General features: G+C 65.4%; 20 protein-coding genes. 12 read left to right on the forward strand and 8 right to left on the reverse strand.

Annotation, left to right across the window (positions count from 1 at the left end; translation table 11 throughout):
• Window positions 1–104: 104 nt before the first annotated feature.
• From ACW5DN_RS06680 to ACW5DN_RS06710, 7 genes are all read left to right on the forward strand, one after another.
• Window positions 105–599, forward strand: coding sequence for a hypothetical protein (locus tag ACW5DN_RS06680; RefSeq protein WP_456961948.1), 495 nt, complete (start codon window positions 105–107; stop codon window positions 597–599).
• Between the two features lie 179 nt (window positions 600–778).
• Window positions 779–2,404: an L-glutamate gamma-semialdehyde dehydrogenase gene (gene pruA, locus ACW5DN_RS06685; protein WP_456961949.1), complete on the forward strand. Its 1,626-nt coding sequence runs from the start codon at window positions 779–781 to the stop codon at window positions 2,402–2,404.
• A gap of 57 nt (window positions 2,405–2,461) precedes the next feature.
• Window positions 2,462–2,998: a hypothetical protein gene (locus tag ACW5DN_RS06690; RefSeq protein ID WP_456961950.1), complete on the forward strand. Its 537-nt coding sequence runs from the start codon at window positions 2,462–2,464 to the stop codon at window positions 2,996–2,998.
• A gap of 57 nt (window positions 2,999–3,055) precedes the next feature.
• Window positions 3,056–3,400: a TfoX/Sxy family protein gene (locus tag ACW5DN_RS06695; RefSeq protein ID WP_456961951.1), complete on the forward strand. Its 345-nt coding sequence runs from the start codon at window positions 3,056–3,058 to the stop codon at window positions 3,398–3,400.
• A 34-nt stretch (window positions 3,401–3,434) separates the two neighbouring features.
• Window positions 3,435–3,983 (forward strand): YdeI/OmpD-associated family protein, encoded by a 549-nt coding sequence (locus ACW5DN_RS06700; RefSeq protein ID WP_456961952.1) that lies wholly within the window; start codon window positions 3,435–3,437, stop codon window positions 3,981–3,983.
• Window positions 3,984–4,128: 145 nt separating this feature from the next.
• Complete coding sequence (locus ACW5DN_RS06705) at window positions 4,129–4,461, forward strand: YegP family protein (protein WP_456961953.1); 333 nt, start codon at window positions 4,129–4,131, stop codon at window positions 4,459–4,461.
• Window positions 4,462–4,511: 50 nt separating this feature from the next.
• The gene (locus ACW5DN_RS06710) at window positions 4,512–5,810 is read left to right on the forward strand and encodes a phage tail sheath subtilisin-like domain-containing protein (RefSeq protein ID WP_456961954.1); all 1,299 of its coding nucleotides are present in this window, start codon (window positions 4,512–4,514) and stop codon (window positions 5,808–5,810) included.
• Between the two features lie 23 nt (window positions 5,811–5,833).
• On the opposite strand, the gene ACW5DN_RS06715 is transcribed toward ACW5DN_RS06710, so the two are convergent.
• Window positions 5,834–6,898 (reverse strand): NADH:flavin oxidoreductase/NADH oxidase, encoded by a 1,065-nt coding sequence (locus tag ACW5DN_RS06715; protein ID WP_456961955.1) that lies wholly within the window; start codon window positions 6,896–6,898, stop codon window positions 5,834–5,836.
• Window positions 6,899–7,058: 160 nt separating this feature from the next.
• Between ACW5DN_RS06715 and ACW5DN_RS06720 the strand changes: the two genes are divergently transcribed.
• The 5 genes from ACW5DN_RS06720 to ACW5DN_RS06740 are packed head-to-tail and all read left to right on the forward strand — an operon-like array spanning window position 7,059 to window position 10,800.
• Window positions 7,059–8,018 (forward strand): acetyl-CoA carboxylase carboxyltransferase subunit alpha, encoded by a 960-nt coding sequence (locus ACW5DN_RS06720; RefSeq protein WP_456961956.1) that lies wholly within the window; start codon window positions 7,059–7,061, stop codon window positions 8,016–8,018.
• A gap of 2 nt (window positions 8,019–8,020) precedes the next feature.
• A complete protein-coding gene (locus tag ACW5DN_RS06725) occupies window positions 8,021–8,287 on the forward strand; it encodes a hypothetical protein (protein ID WP_456961957.1) in 267 nt (88 codons plus the stop codon).
• Between the two features lie 15 nt (window positions 8,288–8,302).
• The gene (tilS, locus tag ACW5DN_RS06730) at window positions 8,303–9,631 is read left to right on the forward strand and encodes a tRNA lysidine(34) synthetase TilS (RefSeq protein WP_456961958.1); all 1,329 of its coding nucleotides are present in this window, start codon (window positions 8,303–8,305) and stop codon (window positions 9,629–9,631) included.
• A 31-nt stretch (window positions 9,632–9,662) separates the two neighbouring features.
• A complete protein-coding gene (locus tag ACW5DN_RS06735) occupies window positions 9,663–9,926 on the forward strand; it encodes an exodeoxyribonuclease VII small subunit (protein WP_456961959.1) in 264 nt (87 codons plus the stop codon).
• Entirely contained in the window at window positions 9,919–10,800 is an 882-nt protein-coding gene (locus tag ACW5DN_RS06740; RefSeq protein ID WP_456961960.1) for a polyprenyl synthetase family protein, read from the forward strand. Before ACW5DN_RS06735 ends, ACW5DN_RS06740 begins: the two co-directional genes overlap by 8 nt.
• A gap of 25 nt (window positions 10,801–10,825) precedes the next feature.
• Here ACW5DN_RS06740 and ACW5DN_RS06745 read toward each other — a convergent pair whose 3' ends face one another.
• The 7 genes from ACW5DN_RS06745 to ACW5DN_RS06775 form a co-directional block, all read right to left on the reverse strand.
• Window positions 10,826–11,740, reverse strand: coding sequence for a hypothetical protein (locus ACW5DN_RS06745; protein ID WP_456961961.1), 915 nt, complete (start codon window positions 11,738–11,740; stop codon window positions 10,826–10,828).
• A gap of 34 nt (window positions 11,741–11,774) precedes the next feature.
• Window positions 11,775–12,764, reverse strand: coding sequence for a hypothetical protein (locus ACW5DN_RS06750; protein WP_456961962.1), 990 nt, complete (start codon window positions 12,762–12,764; stop codon window positions 11,775–11,777).
• Window positions 12,765–12,848: 84 nt separating this feature from the next.
• Window positions 12,849–13,403, reverse strand: coding sequence for a DUF2799 domain-containing protein (locus tag ACW5DN_RS06755; protein WP_456961963.1), 555 nt, complete (start codon window positions 13,401–13,403; stop codon window positions 12,849–12,851).
• Window positions 13,404–13,501: 98 nt separating this feature from the next.
• On the reverse strand, window positions 13,502–14,830 hold the full coding sequence (locus ACW5DN_RS06760) for a Yip1 family protein (protein WP_456961964.1): 1,329 nt from the start codon (window positions 14,828–14,830) through the stop codon (window positions 13,502–13,504).
• A gap of 327 nt (window positions 14,831–15,157) precedes the next feature.
• Window positions 15,158–18,331, reverse strand: a complete 3,174-nt coding sequence (locus tag ACW5DN_RS06765; protein ID WP_456961965.1) for a YadA-like family protein — start codon at window positions 18,329–18,331, stop codon at window positions 15,158–15,160.
• Between the two features lie 144 nt (window positions 18,332–18,475).
• On the reverse strand, window positions 18,476–19,006 hold the full coding sequence (locus tag ACW5DN_RS06770) for a hypothetical protein (protein ID WP_456961966.1): 531 nt from the start codon (window positions 19,004–19,006) through the stop codon (window positions 18,476–18,478).
• A gap of 47 nt (window positions 19,007–19,053) precedes the next feature.
• The gene (locus ACW5DN_RS06775; RefSeq protein ID WP_456961967.1) at window positions 19,054–19,488 is read right to left on the reverse strand and encodes a hypothetical protein; all 435 of its coding nucleotides are present in this window, start codon (window positions 19,486–19,488) and stop codon (window positions 19,054–19,056) included.
• Between the last annotated feature and the right edge of the window lie 62 nt (window positions 19,489–19,550).

The following is a 19,550-nucleotide window of genomic DNA, read 5'->3' on the forward strand; positions in this document are numbered from 1 at the left end:
GGCCGACCCTCCCGGATTCGCGCGCCCATCCCGCACGCGCTACCCTGCCCCCGCTGGCCATGACGGCCGGTTTCATTCACAACGAAGACAAGGAGTACGGACACATGTCGCAGAATCTGGTTTCCCAGCACCCCACCGACGAGCAGTGGACTGCGGTCGACGCCGCGCTGCAGACCATCGAAGACAACCTCCCCGCGCTGCTCGGGCTTTCGGCCACGCAGGTCGGCCGCCTGTACAAGATGGGCGACAAGTCGGAGGCGTTCTGCCGGCTCGCGCTGGAGGTGATGACGAGCAATCCGGGCGTGCTGGCGCGCGATTTCGATATCGAGGAGATGCGCCGCGACCTGGCCGCGCACGATGCGCTGCGGGCGCGCTCGGTGCGGCTGCAGAAGCTGTCGGAGAAGGTGCGCGACACCGACATCGCGCTGGGCAGCGACGTCATCAACGCCGCGCTGGAGGGCTACGGGATGCTCAAGGTCGCCGGCAAGAGCGAGGGCCTGTCGACGCTGCGGCGTGCGCTGTCGGCGCGCTTCACCCACGGCCCGTCCGAGCCGGCGCCCGAATCGTCGCAACCGGTGCCGATGGCCGAGCCGGCGTAGGCGACCAGCCGCACCACACGAGGGCCGCCCGCAGGGGCGACCTTCTTCGTTCCGGAACGCAGTAGCACGCAACACGCACTTGGCAACGCCGCCGATTTGCCCTGAAACGGGGTCAGGCTTCCGGGCCTGCCTTCACGGCAGGATGCCTACAATCGGTATCCCCCGTGCAGGAGTCCGCCATGTCCCTCGCCATCTCCACCGTTCCCGTGCCCGTCAACGAGCCGGTCCGCGCCTATGCCCCCGGATCCCCCGAGCGCGCCAGCCTGCAGGCGACGCTGGCGCGGATGTCGGGCGAGACCATCGAGATGCCGCTGGTCATCGACGGCAAGGACGTGCGCACCGGCAAGCTCGGCCAGGCGGTGATGCCGCATCGCCACGCGCATGTGCTCGGCGACTTCCACCAGGGCGGCGCGACCGAAGTGCAGACGGCGATCACCGCCGCGCTGCGTGCGCAGAAGGACTGGGCCAACCTGCCGTGGGAAGCCCGCGCATCGGTGTTCCTGAAAGCCGCCGATCTTCTGGAAGGTCCGTATCGCGACGTGATCAATGCCGCGACCATGCTCGGCCAGAGCAAGACCTGCCACCAGGCCGAGATCGACAGCGCCTGCGAGTTGATCGACTTCCTGCGCTTCAACGTCGCGTTCTACGAACAACTGTTGCGCGAGCAGCCGCAAAGTTCGCCCGGCATGTGGAACCGGCTGGAGCATCGGCCGCTGGAAGGCTTCGTGTTCGCGGTCTCGCCGTTCAACTTCACCGCCATCGCCGGCAACCTGCCGACCGCACCGGCGCTGTGCGGCAACACGGTACTGTGGAAACCGGCCAGCACTGCCGTCTACAGCGCGCACTTTTTGATGCAGGTGCTCAGAGAAGCCGGCCTGCCCGACGGCGTGATCAATCTGGTCTCTGGCAGTGGCGCGGACATCGGCGATCCCGTGCTGAAGAACAAGCACCTTGCCGGCATCCATTTCACCGGATCGACCAAAGTGTTCCACCAGATGTGGCGCACGGTCGGCAACAACATCGACCAGTACGCGAGCTACCCGCGCCTGGTCGGCGAAACCGGCGGCAAGGACTTCATCATCGCCCACGCCAGCGCCGACCCGGTCGCGCTGGCCACGGCCACCGTGCGCGGCGCGTTCGAATACCAGGGCCAGAAATGCTCCGCCGCCAGCCGCGTCTATGTGCCAAGCAACCTTTGGCCGCAACTCAAGAACCTGCTGGTGGAACAGGTCGAGAGTATCGCGATGGGCGACGTGGCCGACTTCAGTAATTTCATGGGCGCGGTGATCGACGCGGCGAGTTTCAAGACCCAGAAGGCCGCGATCGACGAGGCGAAGGCATCAGGTGACGCGGAAATACTGGTCGGTGGCGACTACGACGATGCAGACGGTTATTTCGTGCGCCCGACCATCATCGTCACCAGCAACCCGGACTACCGCACGCTGCGCGACGAACTGTTCGGGCCGGTACTGACCGTGTACGTGTACGACGAAAACAAGTGGCTCGACACGCTCGACCTGGTCGACCGCACCAGCCCCTACGCACTGACCGGCGCGATCTTCGCCCAGGACCGCTACGCCATCGAGCAAGGCCTGGAACGCCTGCGCAACGCCGCCGGCAACTTCTATATCAACGACAAACCCACCGGCGCCGTGATCGGCCAGCAACCCTTCGGCGGCGCCCGCGCATCAGGCACCAACGACAAGGCCGGCTCGATCCTCAACCTGATGCGCTGGATCAGCCCGCGCACGATCAAGGAGACGTTCGTGCCGGCGACGGACTACCGGTATCCGTTTATGGGGTGAAGATCAACACCGATAGTTATAGTGCGCGTTATTCAAGCGTTAGTCAGGGGATATAACATGCGATTTCTTTTAGGAGTTCTGCTCGCAACGACTATGTGCATTTCTGGTTGCGCATCCATTCCGCTTTCAACCATGATGAGCATGTCGCGCATGTCTCCGCGCTCATTGGCGCAAGTCGATCCGGCACAACTTCGGGTCAGACTCTCGGTGCCTCAAGGCTTCGAAGTCGACGTAGCGAGGACCCATCTCAATTTCTCGATTAAAAACCCCTTCGTTGCCCACTCAAGCGAGATGGGCGTGGACGCCTTGAGTGTCACAAAGGAAACGCGTCCCGGTGGGTTTTTGAGTTCGGACCTCCCGATCACGACATATCTGCTTGCGCTCACTGTTGAGGGCCAGGCCGAGCTGCGATCATTGCAACAAACCCTGCAACAGGTCGAGCACGGAACCTTCGATGCCGGTTTTAAGACACACTTCGCCAAGCGTCCGCCGGGGGTCGAGAAAGTCACCATCTGGGTAGACCTCAAACTTTCCGCCTCCGAGCCCTTTATGCCGCTGCTGGATGGAGCCGAAGTGGAATTTAAAGACTCATAAGTATTGGCAACGCCGCCGATTTGCCCGACGCTTCGGTGCAATCAGGGAGCCCGACCCATGGCCACCACCCGCGAGTTCATCGACTACATCGCCGAGCAGGCCGACCTCGGCGCCGCGTTCACCCACAAGCGGATGTTCGGCGAGTACGGTCTGTACCTGCACGACAAGGTGATCGCATTCGCCTGCGATAACAGCCTCTTCATCAAGGCCACGCCGGCGACGGAAGCGCTGACCGCCGGACTGCCCCAGCGGCGGCCCTACCCGGGCGCAAAACTTTACCCGGTGGCCGACGAGTTGCTCGACGATGGCGATGCGTTGCGCGCCCTGCTGGTGGCGACCGAAGCGGCGTTGCCGCTGCCCAAGCCGAAGAAGGCCAAGGCAAAGAAGCCCAAACCGGCCTGAGGCTCGCGGCGCGACAAAACGGGACTGACTGGATATGACCAAGACCACGTCAAGCATCCACTTCAAGACCAGGCTCCTGCGGCCGGCAGAACCTGCGAAGGCCACCTGGACCTTCCTTATCCTGCCCAAGGCCGCCAGCGGCAAGCTCCCCACGCGCAGCATGACCACCGTCGATGGCACCCTCGGCGGCGCACCGTTCCAGGCCACGCTCGAGCCGGACGGCCAGGGCAGCCACTGGCTCAAGGTCGACAAGAAGCTGCGCGAGGCGGCGGGTGCCAAGGTCGGCGACGAGGTCGCGCTGGAGATCAGCCCGGTCGAGCAGGAACCCGAGCCCAAGGTCCCGGCCGACCTGCGCAAGGCGCTGGCCGACACCCCGGAAGCCCGGGCGGTGTGGAGGGACATCACCCCGGTCGCGCGGCGCGACTGGATCCACTGGATCACCTCACCCAAGCGCCCGGAAACCCGGGTGCGCCGGATCGAGACCGCCTGCGACAAGCTCGCCAGCGGCCAGCGACGCGCCTGCTGTTTCGACCGCTCGGGGATGTACAGCAACAGCCTCACCCCGCCCGAGGCGGCGGACTAGGGAGAAACCACGGAGGCCCCGATCGAAGGCGGCTGCACGTGCGGTCATGTGCGCTACCGCATGCTTACCTGGCAGCGTGTCGCGGAGGTGACGCCGCATTTGCGCTAGGGTGTTCCGGCCTATCCACCAATGAGGAGAAAGCAACATGGCAGGTACTTACACGCTTGAGACAGCCACCAACGGCAAGATCCACTTCAGCCTCAAGGCCGGCAACGGCCAGGTCATCCTCCCCAGCCAGATGTACGAATCCAAGGCGGCCGCCAAGGCCGGCATCGCGTCGGTGCAGAGCAACTGCGGCAACGACGCGCGCTACGAACGGGTCGTGGCGTCCAACGGCAAGTTCTATTTCAGGCTCAAGGCCGGCAACCACCAGGTGATCGGTTCCAGCCAGATGTATGCCAGCGAAGCGGCGCGGGATGCCGGCATCGAGTCAGTCAAGGTCAACGGCGGCACGGCCACCATCAACGACAACACCTGAGCGTTCGCCAGGCGACCCATGGCAGGCCGTCCGGCCAATCGGGCGGCCTGTTGTACCTTTCACCGTGTGTCGAGAAGTGCATTCGCACACGACGTATTTTCCCGGCTTGCTGGATTGTCGGTTTTCTCAAGGTGATGCAGATGGTGACGCGATACTGGTTGTTCCTGGTGGCGTTGGTCATGTGCTCAAGCGCTGCGGCGCAGGGCCCAGTGAATGTTGCAGATCATCACGACGATGCGGCTTTGTTTATCGTGCCGACGGCCAACGTGGTTGAACCGGCCCGGCCGGTCGAGAGCGTGGCCGAGTACGTGGCGGTCTACGGCCGTTCAAGCGGGACGGATTTTGGGGCGCTGGCCGCCGCGCAGTTTTTTGCCAATGGGGGTCACCGTTTGTATGCGATCGATCCAGGCGGAAGCTCGGCCGGTGATTTTCGGCGGGCCCTGGCCGCCAGCACAGGTTTGCCAGTCACCCTGGTCGCGCTTCCGGGAGCCTCCTGTTGCATCAGCGACCCGGCAACGCTGCGGTCGGTGATGAAGGCGCTGATCCAGCACGTCGCTACCAGCCCCAACCGCTTTGCCCTGATCGATGCGCCGGAAAACAGTGGCGCGGCCGGGTTGAAGACGTATCGGACCGGACTCGACAGCACATACGCCGCTCTGTATGCGCCGTGGCTGGTCGTGGATGATTCCAGCGCCAGCGCGGGCCGCCGCCCGATGCCGCCGTCTGCGGCGGTGGCGGGAGTGATCGCGCGCACCGACCGCACCAGGGGTATGTTTAAAAGCCCCGCGGGGACGCGTGCGGAACTTTCCGCCATCTTGAACCCGGCACTGGGACGCGACCTGGGGCCGGTACTCGATTATTTGAACCCCAAGAGCATCAATGTGCTGCACCAGACTACCCCGGGCAATAACCCCATGATCTGGGGCGCACGGGTACTGGACCCAGGCGGCCAACCGTATGTCTCGCGATACCGTTACCTGCGCCATCTTGAGCACTCGATCGATACCTCGCTGCGCGCCTGGCTCACAAGCGCAGCACCGGGCCCGTCGATTGCCGCCGCTGCGGAAGCCAGCATCAAAACCTATCTCGACAGCCAGTGGCGCAGGGGTGCCTTGCAAGGGGCCAATCCGCAGCATGCCTATTTCAGCAACTGTCAATTCACCGGTTCGATCCTTGATTGCCAAGTTGGCGTGTCGCTGATCAAGTCGGCCGAGTTCGACGTCTTTAATGTCCAGTGGCGCAGCGCGAAAAAGCTGCAAAAGCGGATGGAGCAAGTTGAACCCCGCCGCGCTCTGCGTCCGCGCGCAAAGGCGGTTCAAGCCGGCGCACGTGCACATCCTGAGAGATAGCGTGCCAATCGACCCCGCGCAGCTCACCACGCACGCCCGTACTGCTCCGGCGGGGTGAGTTCGGTACCGAGGGCGTGCGCCGCGCGGCGCGGGAAGTACGGGTCGCGCAGCAGCTCGCGGGCAAGCAGGACCACGTCGGCCTCGTTCTCGGTGATGATCCGCTCGACTTGATCGGGCGCGGTCAGCAGGCCGACCGCGCCGGTGGCGATGCCGGCCTCGCGGCGGATGCGGCAGGCGAACGGCACCTGGTAGCCCGGTTGCAGTGGGATCTTTGCGTTGGGCACGGCGCCGCCGCTGGAGACGTCGATGAGGTCGACGCCGCGTTCGCCGACCAGCCGCGCCAGGGCGATGCTCTGCTCGATGTCCCAGCCCTGGCCGTCAACCCAGTCGGTCGCCGAGATCCGCAGCCACAGTGGCAGCCGCTCCGGCCAGATCGCGCGCACGGCGTCGATGACTTCCAGCACCAGGCGGATGCGGTTGTCGAAGCTGCCGCCGTAGTCGTCGTTGCGCCGGTTCGACAGCGGCGACAGGAACTGGTGCAGCAGGTAGCCGTGCGCGGCGTGCAGTTCGACCAGTTGGAAGCCGGCGTCCAGCGCTCGCCGGGTCGCGGCGACGAAGTCCTCGATGACCTTGGCGATGCCGGCCGCGTCCAGCGCGTCCGGCACCGGCGAGCCGGCGTCGAAGGCCAGCGCCGAGGGTGCAACCGGCGTCCAGCCGCCCTGCGCCGGCGCCACCGCGCCACCGCCGCGCCACGGGGCGTCGGTGCTGGCCTTGCGGCCGGCGTGGGCGAGCTGCACCCCCGGTACCGCGCCCTGGCCGTCGATGAACCGGACGATCGGGGCCCAGGCCTGCGCCTGCGCGTCGTTCCACAGCCCGGTATCGGCCGGCGAGATCCGGCCCTCCGGCGAGACCGCGGAGGCCTCGGCGATCACCGACGCGGCGCCACCAACGGCACGGCTGCCCAGATGCACCAGGTGCCAGTCGTCCGGCACGCCGTCGCGCGAAGAGTATTGGCACATCGGCGAGACCATGATGCGGTTGCGGAAGGTCACGCCGCGCTGGGTCAGCGGGTCGAACAATCGGGACACGTTGTCACTCCTGGGTGGGTGTGTGGCGACAGTAGACACGCCATGGCGTCACCGCGATGTCAGCAGCGGGGGCCCGGGCACGCCTCGGTACGGCCCGGGCCGGTCGGATAGACTGTGCGCTTCACAGCCATTACTGGCTGCCATTGGCCCTGGTCCACGCATGAACCCGAATTATCTCGACTTCGAACAACCCATCGCCGATCTGGAAGCCAAGATCCAGGAGCTCCGGCAGGCCAGCCGTGGTTCGGCGGTCGACGCGGACACCGAGGTCCACGCGCTGCAGGACAAGCTGCGCCGGCGGACCGCGCAGATCTTCCGCGACCTCAGTCCGTGGCAGGTCTCGCAGCTGGCACGGCATCCCGCGCGGCCGCACACCAAGGACTACCTCCGGGTGATATGCGACGAGTTCCAGGAGCTCGCCGGCGACCGCGCCTACAGCGACGATGCCGCGATTGTCGGCGGGCTGGGCCGGATTGACGGCCGCAGCGTGGTCATCATTGGCCATGAGAAGGGCCGCGACACCAAGAGCAAGGTCAAGCGCAACTTCGGCATGCCGCGCCCCGAGGGCTACCGCAAGGCACTGCGACTGATGAAACTGGCCGAGCGCTTCGAGCTGCCGATCCTGACCTTCATCGATACCCCCGGCGCCTATCCCGGCATCGGCGCGGAGGAGCGCGGCCAGTCCGAGGCGATCGCGCGCAACTTGCTGGAGATGGCCGAATTGAAGGTGCCGGTGATCTGCACCGTGATCGGCGAAGGCGGCTCCGGCGGCGCGCTGGCGATCGGCGTCGGCGACTGCACGGTAATGCTGCAACACAGCACCTACTCGGTGATCTCACCGGAGGGCTGCGCGTCGATCCTGTGGAAGGACGCCGGCAAGGCCAAGGACGCCGCCGAGCAGTTAGGCCTGACCGCCGTGCGCCTGCGCGGGCTGGGACTGGTCGACAAGGTGGTGCGCGAGCCGACCGGCGGTGCCCATCGCAATCCCAGACAAATGGCAATCCGGTTGAAGACGGTATTGATGAACGAGCTGGACACCCTTGAAGCTTTGCCCACTGCCGAACTGCTGCAGCGTCGCTACGAGCGCCTGCGCGGTTATGGCGCGTACGCGGCGGCCTGATCATGCGTAATGCCACCTACGCCGCGTTGTGGGCCATCGCCGGCGCCGTGATGGTCGTCGGTGCGTTGGCCAGCCTGGAGGTCAACGTGATCTTCGCGATGATGTTCACCGGCTTGGCCATCGCGTTGTTCCTGGTCGCGCTGAGCTGCCTGCTGCTGGATCCCAGGCCACGCGCCAGAACGTCCGGGGGCGACCGCAGCACCGATGACGAGTCCACCGGTGACGGGCGCCATGACGGCGACCACCGCCGCAAGTGGGGCCCTCGCTGAGGGCGGCGATGCGCGATGCGCCCGGTCGCTGCCCTGCTCGCTGAAGCCCTGCAAGCGCCCACTGACGGGCCGTTGTGCGTAGGTCTAAGTGGTGGACTGGACTCGACCGTGCTGCTCCACGCGCTGGCGGGCATCGCGGCGGTTCGCGACCGTGGCCTGCGTGCCTGGCATGTCCACCATGGCTTGCACCCCGACGCCGACCAATGGGCCGGGCATTGCCAGGCATTTTGTGACGCGCTGGAGCTACCGCTGTCAGTGTCCCGGGTAACGGTGTCGCGCGGCGACGGACAGGGCCTGGAAGCCGCGGCACGGCATGCACGTCATGGCGTCTTTACGCGAGGACTGGCTGATGGCGAGATCCTGGCCTTCGCTCATCACCTGGACGACCAGGCCGAAACGTTCCTGTTGCGCGCGATGCGAGCCTCCGGCCCCGAAGGTCTCGGGTCGATGCAGCCGTGGCGAAAGTTTGGCCGGGGTCATCTGTGGCGCCCCCTGCTTGGCTTATCACGCGCCACTCTGGAAGCCTATGCGGCCGAGCATCGCCTGCGCTGGATTGAAGACCCCAGCAACACCGACGAGTCGTTCGACCGCAACTTCCTGCGCCAGCGGGTGCTGCCACTGTTGCAGGAGCGCTGGCCACACGCGGCCGGCTCATTGGCGCGCTCGGCGGCACTGTGCGAGCAGGCCGCCACACTGCTCGACACGCAGGATGCGGTGGCGTTGTCGGACGTTATCGCCGATGAACCAGCAAGCCTGGTGCGTTCGCGCCTGGCGCAACTGCCACCGGCCCGGCGCGCGCGCGTGTTGCGCCACTGGATCGGCACGCTTGGCCTGCCGCCGCTACCGGCCGCGGGCATCGCGCAGATCGAGACCGCGCTACTGCCATCCCCCGCCGACGCATCGGCCAATTTTGGCTGGCACGGCGCGGTCATCCATGCCTGGCGCGACCTGCTTCATGCCGGATCGCTGCAACCGCCGCTGCCAGACCAATGGCAGGCCAGTTGGGACGGCACCGCGCCGCTGCCGTTGCCCGGTGGCGGAACGCTGGCGCTTGATCCCGCCATCCCCGACGGCTTTGGCCGCAGTCTGCTGGTTCACGCGCGCCGCGGCGGCGAGCGGATTACCCTGCCCGGGCGTCGCCACAGCCATGCACTGAAACAGGTGCTGCAGGACTTTGCGATACCGCCGTGGCAACGCGTGCAGCTGCCCCTGTTGGCTACAGCTGAAGGCGAACTGCTGGCGGCCGGCGACCGGATCCGTTCCGCCGCGCTGGATCAGTGGCTGCGCGACCACGACGCGTGCCTGCAATGGCATCCGACGGCGCCGGAGCCATCGCTCGATTGACCATCCCCGAGCCCGGCGGCACACTTGCACCATGCCACGCAAAGCCACCCCCGAAGCATCGCCGGTCGCCGATTTTGAAACCTCGCTCGACTCGCTCGAGCAACTGGTCGAGAAGATGGAACTGGGCGAGATGAACCTGGAAGAATCGCTGGCCGCCTACGAGCGCGGCGTCGGGCTGTATCGCCGTTGCCAGGTCGCGCTGGAACAGGCCGAACTGCGCGTACGCCTGCTCAGCGATCCTCAGGATCCCGCCAGCGCGGAAGAGTTCGCGCCACCCTCCGCGCCCGATGCTTGACCCGCAACTGGTCGTCTTGCGCGAGCGCTGCGACGCCGCGCTGGACGCGGCCTTGCCCGCACTCGACACCCAGCCCCAGACCCTGCATGCCGCCATGCGCCACGCCGCGCTACTGGGCGGCAAGCGCATGCGACCGTTGCTGGTCCACGCCAGCGGCGCATTGTTCGTCGCCGATCCGATGGTGCTCGACGCACCTGCGGTCGCGATCGAGTTGATCCACGCCTATTCGCTGGTCCACGACGACTTGCCGGCAATGGACGACGACGCCCTGCGCCGCGGCCAGCCCACCGTGCATGTCGCCTTCGACGAAGCCACCGCGATTCTCGCCGGCGACGCGTTGCAATCGCTGGCCTTCGCGGTGCTGGCGGAGACGCCGGTCGATGCCGACGTACGGGTCGAATTGCTGCGTACGCTGGCGCTTGCTGCGGGCAGCCGCGGGATGTGCGGCGGGCAGGCGCTGGACCTGCAGGCGACCGGCAACGGCCACGGCATGACCATCGCCGACCTGGAGCAACTGCATGCGCTCAAGACCGGCGCCCTGATCCGTACCGCGGTGCGGATGGGCGCGCTCTGCAGCGGTGCCGGCCAGGATGCGCTGCAGGCGCTGGACAGTTACGCCGACGCGCTCGGCCTGGCGTTCCAGGTCCGCGACGACATCCTCGATGTCGAAGGTGACACCGCGGTGCTCGGCAAGAGCACCGGCAAGGACATCGCCCAGGACAAGGCCACCTTCCCGGCGCTGATCGGCATGCAGGCCTCCCGGGAGCGGTTGCAGGAACTGACCGTCGCCATGGACGACGCGCTGGCACCGTTCGACCAACGCGCCGACCTGTTGCGGTCACTGGGACGATTGGCGGTACAGCGCGACCGCTGAATGATGGCCACCCGCCCGGCGGGCCTTACTCTCCGGACGGCATCTGCATGCCGCGTGCGAGGTCGGCCATGTCCATCTGCTGGTAACCTTCGGGCAGTTCAAAGCGGGTGTCATCGATATCACCCGCCTGCAGGTCATATTGCTCCAATATGGTGTATGCCGGCATGAAACCACGGCCCGCCGCCAACGTCTCGTGGTTCACCGTCACCGTACGCACAGGCACACCGTCGCCCAGTTGGTCCATGTGGCCGTACGGGCTGAGGTCGGTCCAGACGTCGAAGACCGCACCAATTTTCGATCCGAGGTCCTCCGACATCCAGATCGTGACGATGCTGTCAACCAGGAATCCGAAACGGTAGCCGGTCGCATCGAAGCCACGAATCTCGCGTTTTCCGAGCGTCTCGATGTCGGGCTCCACTGGACTGGACTCTTCTCCGTTCTTCCCAGCCGCCATTTCGTTCGGGCGCATGGTCATGATCGTGCGGTTGTCGCCATCCACCACGCGTATCGCCTGCTGCTCACCATCGATGATGGTGTAACCCGACTGGCCTTCGTACTCCACCCGGCCCATCGGACCGTCGATCTCCACTGTCGATTTTTGGATCGACTCGGCTTCCACCTCCCCGTTGTTGACGGCCTCGATGACCCGGTCGGGCGAGAGCGCAAGAATGGCTTCCAGATCGCTGCTGCCGGCAATCGAGCTGATCGCATCAGGCCCCAGCGAGATCATCAACTGCTGCATGGTGCCTTCGAAATCCGCCGGCGCACGCACCTCCGATTTCGTCGCCGGTTGGGACGGCGTTGACGTTCCGGGCGTCGTTGATACATCCGCGTCTGCGGACTCGGGGGTGCCACCGCTGCAACCAGCGAGCATGCCGGCAGCAATCAGCGCCAGTGGCAGCGTCGCCCTGCGCAGTGGTTCAAATGTCGTCACTTTCATGGAGTTGCTCCTGTGCATGTGCTGCGCGTAATAACTAATGGCCACGTGATCGCGCGACATCGACGCGCTGCCACTCCACGTTGCCAGGGGTTTCCAGCCGCTGGATCCAGCTCGCCGATATGGCGTCGTCCATCAAGGCGGTCAAGTGCATCAGCGCGCTTGAATTGCGCTCCTGCCCGCTGCTGTTGAGGCCGATCAACATGGTGATCTCCGGCCGCTCGGGCGTGGCGCCTTCGTGCAGTTCGTCATATTCGCCAGTGGCCAGCTGGAAAAACGCCTGGGCGATGCGTGCCGGCGCGGCAATGGCGAACTCCGGCTCGCTCTGGGCAACCGTCGATCCGCGATAGATCGCGGGTGCAAGCTCCGGTGCCGGCATCGGCTCAAAATCAGCTGTATCCGTCGGCTCCATTGGCTCAAGTGCCAGGCACGGCTGTCCCAGGCACACCGCCTGTGACGCTTCGTCCGGTGTGATCACGCGATGGCTGGCGGCGACAACGGAGGCACGCTGCCCCATCACCCCGGTCGTGACCAGGCGCCAACTGACGTGAGGAAGCTCCATGGCCGGCCCGGCCGGTGCCGCGCGATCGCCGTATTCGGCGACCAGCATCCGGTGCCAGGACGGCGCCAGGTTGTAGCGGGTGATCTCGATGTAGGAATGCCGGACGTCAGACCAGTCGTCGCCGAGCGAGTCTTGATGGCGGGTGATGCGATAGCGGGCCCTGGCCTGGATACCGTCCGCGCCAAGTGGCGCCTCCCGGCTGTCGAACAGCAGCATGCTGCGCGTTACCGGGTCCAGGTCGGCGTCAGGTGGCAACGCCGACTCCCCGGCGTTGTGGAATTGGGCGTACCAGTCCTCGTCCACCATGGATTCGACATCCAGTGGTTCATAGCCCGGCGCAGCGACGAATACATCGATGCGCTGCTCCAGTTGTTCCCCGAGCTCGGCCGGAAGTACCAACGAGTGAGCAGCCGGCGCGACACCGGCCATCAGCAGGAATACAAGCACCGAAACCATCTGCTTCATCGTGATCTCCTATCACCAGGCGCGCCCAACCATTGGCCGCGCCGCATCAACCGCGTTATTGGCCGCTCGACTCCCGCCGCCTGCTCAGCGATAGCGCCCCCCTGGCGGCGCATGAAGGTACTTGAGACGGCTGACCTCGCGCTCCAGGAAGTTGCGGTCGCGATGCAGGTCACGCAGCTCCCGCAGCAGCCGGGCCCGCTCCTTGTCGCTGGTGTCCTTGTCGTCGATGCGGAACTGGCGGGTCTTGATCTCGCGCTGGACGTCGTCCAACGCTTCCTGGGCGTCGTGGATGATGCTGCCGCTGCGGTAGCCGGCCATGAAGTCACGCTCGGTATCCAATGGGCACACGTTGCGGTAGGGGTGACCGTCGCGCCCCTCGGTGAAGCCCTTGTACGGTGTGCAATACAGCAACAATCCAGCCTCGCGTCCGGCGTCATAGGCCACCGGATCGGGACGGGCGCCGTATTCGACACAGGCCTTGTGATGCTCGAACAGGCGCGAAGTTGTCATGCCGCGGCTGCCGTCATTGCGACCCACCGCGTACCAGTCACCGGTCAGGCATTCGCCCTGCGACAAAGTGGTGCAACCTGACAATGCCGCGACGATGGCAAGTGCAGCGAAATAGTGACGACACGTCATGAAATCTTCCTTGTGAACGGTGCGGATCCGAATCTACCTATCCGTAGCATCTGTTACCGGAAAAGCCGCACGGACAGGACAGGCGGATATGGAATCGCCTACTGCTTCTGCTCGTCCGCACCCTTCATCGCAGCAAGGCCTTTCAGGTCGAGGCTGCCAACAATTCCCTTGAGCTGGTCCATGCTGTCGACCTGACCTTTGGCCTCGACCTGGAAGCGGCCGCCGACCGAGATGCTGTACTCGCCGCGCTGGGATTTGTTGTTCCACTGCTCGTGGATCCGCTGACCGTCGAGGGTGTAGGTCTTTTCGTAGCCGTCGGCACTCTGGCTCTCGGACTCACCGCCGCCGCCAAACGCGTTGGCCATCGCCATCAACCCGCCCGTAGCAGGCGCGTCAGTCAGTTGAAGGTCCACGCGTTGACTGCGGTCGGCATTGGCGTAGCTGGCTTTGGCTTCAGTGATCTGCATGCCCATGGCGCCATTGCGGCTGGACGACGCGCTTTCACGCGCGAGATTGCCGATCGATTCGGGCAGGAATGCCTTGAGTTGATCGGGCGTCAGCGAAGCGGCGACCTTGCCATCCTTGCCGCCGAGCATGGCGCCCATCATCGCGCCCATGGCTTGTTCCGCCTGCGCTTGCGCATCGCCGCCTGACCCATCAGAGCTGGAGCTGGCACCAGCACTACCGGAATTATCGGAACCGCCATTGGCCGCTTCGGCCTGGGCCTCGGCCGCCGCCTGCATGCGCTGTCCCATTGCGGCCAACCGACCGAGCTGGCTGTCCTCGTCGAAGGTGACGTTGTCGCCCCCCCGTGCGCTGCCATTGACCGCAGCACCGGTCAGGCCGGCCATGCCCATGAATCCGGCGACCACCACGCCCAGCAACACGCTCAGCACCACCGCAATGATCACGCTGACGGCGGTGTAGCCAGCCGCCTTCTCCGGCGGGCACTTCATCGTGTGCGGCAGGCCAAGGTAAAGCAGATAGATGCTGTAGATGCCGCCCGCCAGCGCGATCAGCCAACCCAGCCACGGGATGATGGTCGCGATGCCGGCAATCCAGGCCGCAGTCCACGCATAACCAACGACCTTGAGCGCCTGCAACTGGTTCTTCTGGCCGCCGAACGTCGGCGCCAACGCGTTGATGATCAGCGCGATGACATACAGCATCACCAGGCTCAGGATGTAGCTGACGACCATCCCGAACAAGCCCGCCATGATCGATGTCGTCACCGACACGCCGAATGCACTGTGGCCAATCAGGCTGCCCTTGATGAAACCGAACACGGCCGGTATTGCCGCCAGGATCATGATGTAGCCGGTGTACAGGCTCTTGACGCTGGCCGGCTCGTCGGCGATGACCGGCCACTCACTCTTGGGTGAGAACAGGATCGATGTGACTCGCTCTACCAGTTTTCCGATATCCATTACTGCCGTACTCCCCTCTGGTGTTGCATGGAATGTGTTGGCGCCATTGCGCCTTTCCCGACCAACCAACGTGCAAGCGACATTAAAGCGGCCGCCAGGCGCCGAAAGCGCCCGCACCAATTCATGCCGAACAGGCAACTCGTCGTTTGATCCCCGGCCCGACAGTAGCAAACATCGTCCGTGTGGATCCGTCACACGACGCTTGCACTGCCGCCTGCCCGATGCGTCCGGGATGAGGTTCGTACGGGCAGGCGACAGCACAAACAGATCCGGCCAAACGTGGGCTGCCGGCATGTCAACGCCCGCAACCCGCGCTCTGCCGGCGTATTACAAGTCGACGCCGATACCGATACCGGCCGATGACTCCGAACCGCTGAACGCACCACCGAAGTTGATGCGCACGCGGTCACTGACAGCCTTTGCATAACCGATCGCCAATGCGGCACGTCCGTCCTGGAAGCCCACGCCCGCAGCCAAACGACCATCGCGACTCGCACCCGCGCCGGCCATGGCCATCTGCATCGACGCCGCGCTCATCGCACCTTGCCGGCTGATGCGGTCATCGGTGCGATAGAAACGGTCGTCCACCTGATTGCGGAACTCGGTCAGGCTCTGGTCCCAAGCCAGGACCTGTTGGTCGGTGTAATTGTTCGCCGACTGCAAGGTCGCCGCATCACCGGTGTCCGCATAGCCCTGGGCAGTCGATAGCGTCGCCGTATCACCCGCATCCGCATAGCCCTGAGCGGTCGACAACGTCGCCGTATCGCCCGCGTCAGCATAGCCCTGGGCAGTCGCCAACGTCGCTGCATCACCGGTGTCGGCATAGCCCTGGGCGGTTGCCAACGTCGCCGTATCGCCCGCATCGGCATGGTCCTGCGCCGAGGTCAGGGTGGCCGCATCACCGGCATCAACCCGGGCCTGCACCTGGTCGGGAGTGATGGCGCCGGCAGCAATCACCTGCGCATCCGAATACGCCTTGGCGTCGGCCAGGGCCTGCGTGTCGCCGTCATCCATCTGGCCCTTGTTGACCGCGTCGGTGGCAGCGGTGCCATCGGCCACGTTGACCACGCGACGCTCGTTGCCGGCACTGCCGACCGAGACCGTGTTGGCCTGATCGGCCACCGCACCCTGGCCCAATGCCACCGCACCGGAGGCCGTCACCGAGGCACCCTCGCCCACGGCCACCGCGTTGGTGGCGGCCGCGTCGATCACGGTATTGGCACCGACCGCGGTGCTACCGTCAGCGTTGACCTTCGCATTGCCGCCCAGCGCGGTGTCGTTGGCGCCAGCCGCATAGCTGTCGGCACCGATGGCGGTACCCAGCGCGCCACCGGCTTCGGCGTTGGAGCCCACCGCCACGCCACGTGAACCGGCTGCCACGCTGGCGGCATCGCTGCCGTCGCCGGCACCGTCGACGCCTACATAGTCAAGCCCGCCGGCTGCACCCTGTAGCGCGGCAATATCACCTTCCACGGTGGTGACACGACCATCGATAGCCGTGACATCGCCCGCCACGCTGGCGACCTGTCCACCCACTGCATCGAGCTGGCCCTTGTTGACCGCGTCATCTACCGCCACACCGTCAGCCAGATTGTGGATGCTGGTGCCGCCCGTGCCAGCCAGGGTCAGGTCGGCATGCGTGGTGCCGTCGTAGGCCACCGCGTTGGGCGTGCCGCCACCGCCGACAGTCACGCCGGCGATGGCCGCATCCAGTTGTCCTACGTTGACCGCATCGGTGGCATCGACACCGGCATCCACATGGATCAGGCGGCGATTGAGGTCGCTGCCGTAGGCGGTGCCGGAGGGATCCAGATCGCTGCCGGCGTGACCGAATGAGACCGTATTGGCGCCGGCGGCCACCGAGTACGAACCCAACGCAACGCTGTCCTGTCCGTCCGCTTCACTCCACACGCCGATGGCGGCGGCGCCCTCCCCCGTTGCTCGAGACAAATAACTTATGGCGACACTTCCTTGGGCGCTGGCTTCACTGTCCGCACCCAGGGCCGTGCTCACGCTCCCGGTAGCCTTGCTACGCGAACCGAAGGCGCTGGCACCACCCGCAAGCCCGGTGCTGGTGGCGACACTTCCCACGCCGTAGGCACTGCTGCCTATCGTGTCGGCCACGCTGCCCGCACCGCTGGCTATGGTGTTGTCGGCGGTGGCCTGCGCGCCACTGCCGAAGGCGCTGCTGTTGGTGCCCGATGCCAGTACTCTTTCATCGGCATCAATGATGTTGTCGCCGTCCCTGTCTTCCCAGCTCCCCACGGCGGTGGCGGACTTGCCCGTGGCTTCGCTGCGAGCGCCCAACGCCGTGGAGAATTCGCCATCGGCGAGGGCGGCGGTGCCGAGTGCCGTGCTATTGGACTGGGTCGCGGAGGCCGAACTCCCGACAGCGGCACTGTACGACCCGGTGGCCGAACTGCTGACCCCGGCTGCCAAAGCACCCACGCCGCTGGCCTGGCTTAACGCACCCAGCGCGGTCGCCCTGGCATTGAGGGCCTGCGCTCCGCTGCCGAAGGCGCTCGTGTGCTGGTTACGCGCGAACGTGATCTCGTCCGCATCGACGATGCCGTCGCCGTTGGTGTCCGTCCAGCCGCCGACCGCCGTAGTGCTGTCACCACTGGCGACGCCGTGGTTGCCGATGGCAATGCCACCTGCGCCGGCTGCAGACGCGCTGAAGCCCAGCGCCGTGGCACCGTCAGCCGTGGCCTGCGCACCATGCCCGAGTGCGCTGGTCTGCGAGGCGCTCGCATCCGCGCCATGGCCCACGGCGACACTTTCGCCCTTGGCCGCGCTGTCGAAACCGATCGCCGTGCTGTCGCCGTCGGCGATGCTGCTTACGCCCACCGCGGTGCTGCCGCCGGTGGCGTTGGCCGGCGTGGTGTCCGCGCTGTCGTCAGCCGCGAAATACGGCGAACCACCCGCGGCCGCCAGGGAAGCGTTGAGCTGGGCGACGTTGACCGCGTCAGTGTCGTTGATGCCAGTGGCGACGTGCATCAGGCGTCGGTTGAGATCGGTGGTGTAAGTTCCGCCACCGGGTCGCGCGTCACCGGCGGCGTGGCCGAAGGAAACACTCTGGAAGTCGCTGGCTACCGAACGACTGCCAATGGCAACCGAGTCGGTTACGCGGGCATAGGCGAAGGCACCCAGTGCCGTGGACTGCTGGTCGGCGGCGCTGGCACCTTCACCGATACTCACGCTGGCCAGGCCAGCCGCGTTGGCGGCCTGGCCGATCGCAACCGCCTCGTCACCTGCAACCGCCCTCCTGCCAACGGCCACAGCCCACGCGCCCGCCACTGCTTCATCGCCGCAGGCCACGGCGTTGGAGCCGGCCACACCGGCCGGGTTGCCGGTGGTGTCGGTGCACTCCACCGTGGCGGCGTGGGCGCCGGCGGACATGCCCAGAGCGAGCAGACCAGCGACCGCCAACGCCAGTTGGTTGCTGCGCGGAGTGACGCGCTGTTCGTTGCCGATCTGGCGGTGAGGAATGCGACTGATCATGTGGTGTTCTCCCTTTTTGGTGAGTAGTGACGTTGCCCGGCCACCCGCGGCTTGAAGCCGACGCGAGTGCCCCATGACAACGTCTTCCCCATCCATTACCGGGAAGCCACCCGGGAGAGGACATCGGATTTGCCCACACCTTTTCTAACGGCGGCCTCTCTGCTTGTGCACGTCGTAGGTGATGTTGGTGGTGCCGGGCGTGTCACCCGTCGAGTAGGTCATGATGATGCCGTAGCCATCCTTGGACGCTACGACCTGGCCGGTGCCTTCCTCGTTCAACGGCGTCTCGGAGACTTCGGCGCCCTGCGCCTTGTAGTCATCGGCAAGCGATGCCGCGACGACATCGACGCTATCGCCGGTCTGTGCCGTGACCATGTACTTGAGCGTCGCGCCGGATCCCATCTTGAAGACGTGCGTGATCGTGGAGGGCTCGTAGATCGGCGCAGCATTGCCGGGATACCCCTCCGGCAAGGGTTTGGACGCCGGCTCGGGCATTGCCGTATCCGATGTGGGCGCGGCGTCGGGCCGGACGCCGTCTGCGCTGGCTACGGGCGGTGCGCTGGCCGGCTCGTCCTGGCCGGCGCCAGAGCAGCCGACAAGGGCGCCACCGGCGATGAACGCGACGATCATTGGAATGACGATCTTTGCGCCACTGTTTCGACTTGATTTATTCATGACACACCCCTCGGATGAATTGATTTCACGTGACAAGGATCTTTTTCTTACTGGCATGCCACTGCGTGCGGCTCGAAGCCAAGCGCGGCGGTTGCCTCGTCGAGTGCTTTCACGTCCTTTTCTTTGCCGCCACCGGCTACCAGCAGCCAGTTATCTGAGGTCGACCACCGGACTTGATCCTTCAGGCCGACCGTGTCGCATATCTTGGGAAGCCGGTGTCCGTACATCTGATCGCGTTCCTTCGGGTCATTCCATTGACTGACCGTGAGAATGATGTATTTGTCCTGATTCGCTCGGCATTGCCTGGCCTGGGAAGCCGCCTTTGGATGTCGCTTCATCACTTCACAGGTAAACCCGGACTTTTCTATCGTCGACGTGATTTGAGCCATGCTTTGCCCACCACTGTCGCCGGCAACTCCACAGGCAGTAATAAGCGGGAGTGCCACGGTCGCGACAATGGCAGAAAGGCAGGATGCTCTCATTGGTGTTCTCCAGTTCGATAGGATTGGTGTCCAACCCATTACTACCGGAAAGCTGCCCGGGA

This window comes from Lysobacter sp. A289 (assembly GCF_054072675.1).

What these genes read in the sequence shown, in the direction of transcription:
- ACW5DN_RS06770 (WP_456961966.1), bottom strand. Translation starts at nt 19,006, where the DNA reads ATGAATAAATCAAGTCGAAACAGTGGCGCAAAGATCGTCATTCCAATG.
- ACW5DN_RS06765 (WP_456961965.1), bottom strand. Translation starts at nt 18,331, where the DNA reads ATGATCAGTCGCATTCCTCACCGCCAGATCGGCAACGAACAGCGCGTC.
- ACW5DN_RS06745 (WP_456961961.1), bottom strand. Translation starts at nt 11,740, where the DNA reads ATGAAAGTGACGACATTTGAACCACTGCGCAGGGCGACGCTGCCACTG.
- ACW5DN_RS06775 (WP_456961967.1), bottom strand. Translation starts at nt 19,488, where the DNA reads ATGAGAGCATCCTGCCTTTCTGCCATTGTCGCGACCGTGGCACTCCCG.
- ACW5DN_RS06725 (WP_456961957.1), top strand. Translation starts at nt 8,021, where the DNA reads ATGCGTAATGCCACCTACGCCGCGTTGTGGGCCATCGCCGGCGCCGTG.
- ACW5DN_RS06735 (WP_456961959.1), top strand. Translation starts at nt 9,663, where the DNA reads ATGCCACGCAAAGCCACCCCCGAAGCATCGCCGGTCGCCGATTTTGAA.
- ACW5DN_RS06755 (WP_456961963.1), bottom strand. Translation starts at nt 13,403, where the DNA reads ATGACGTGTCGTCACTATTTCGCTGCACTTGCCATCGTCGCGGCATTG.
- ACW5DN_RS06700 (WP_456961952.1), top strand. Translation starts at nt 3,435, where the DNA reads ATGACCAAGACCACGTCAAGCATCCACTTCAAGACCAGGCTCCTGCGG.
- pruA (WP_456961949.1), top strand. Translation starts at nt 779, where the DNA reads ATGTCCCTCGCCATCTCCACCGTTCCCGTGCCCGTCAACGAGCCGGTC.
- ACW5DN_RS06720 (WP_456961956.1), top strand. Translation starts at nt 7,059, where the DNA reads ATGAACCCGAATTATCTCGACTTCGAACAACCCATCGCCGATCTGGAA.
- ACW5DN_RS06680 (WP_456961948.1), top strand. Translation starts at nt 105, where the DNA reads ATGTCGCAGAATCTGGTTTCCCAGCACCCCACCGACGAGCAGTGGACT.
- ACW5DN_RS06690 (WP_456961950.1), top strand. Translation starts at nt 2,462, where the DNA reads ATGCGATTTCTTTTAGGAGTTCTGCTCGCAACGACTATGTGCATTTCT.
- ACW5DN_RS06695 (WP_456961951.1), top strand. Translation starts at nt 3,056, where the DNA reads ATGGCCACCACCCGCGAGTTCATCGACTACATCGCCGAGCAGGCCGAC.
- ACW5DN_RS06750 (WP_456961962.1), bottom strand. Translation starts at nt 12,764, where the DNA reads ATGAAGCAGATGGTTTCGGTGCTTGTATTCCTGCTGATGGCCGGTGTC.
- tilS (WP_456961958.1), top strand. Translation starts at nt 8,303, where the DNA reads ATGCGCCCGGTCGCTGCCCTGCTCGCTGAAGCCCTGCAAGCGCCCACT.
- ACW5DN_RS06705 (WP_456961953.1), top strand. Translation starts at nt 4,129, where the DNA reads ATGGCAGGTACTTACACGCTTGAGACAGCCACCAACGGCAAGATCCAC.
- ACW5DN_RS06760 (WP_456961964.1), bottom strand. Translation starts at nt 14,830, where the DNA reads ATGGATATCGGAAAACTGGTAGAGCGAGTCACATCGATCCTGTTCTCA.
- ACW5DN_RS06740 (WP_456961960.1), top strand. Translation starts at nt 9,919, where the DNA reads ATGCTTGACCCGCAACTGGTCGTCTTGCGCGAGCGCTGCGACGCCGCG.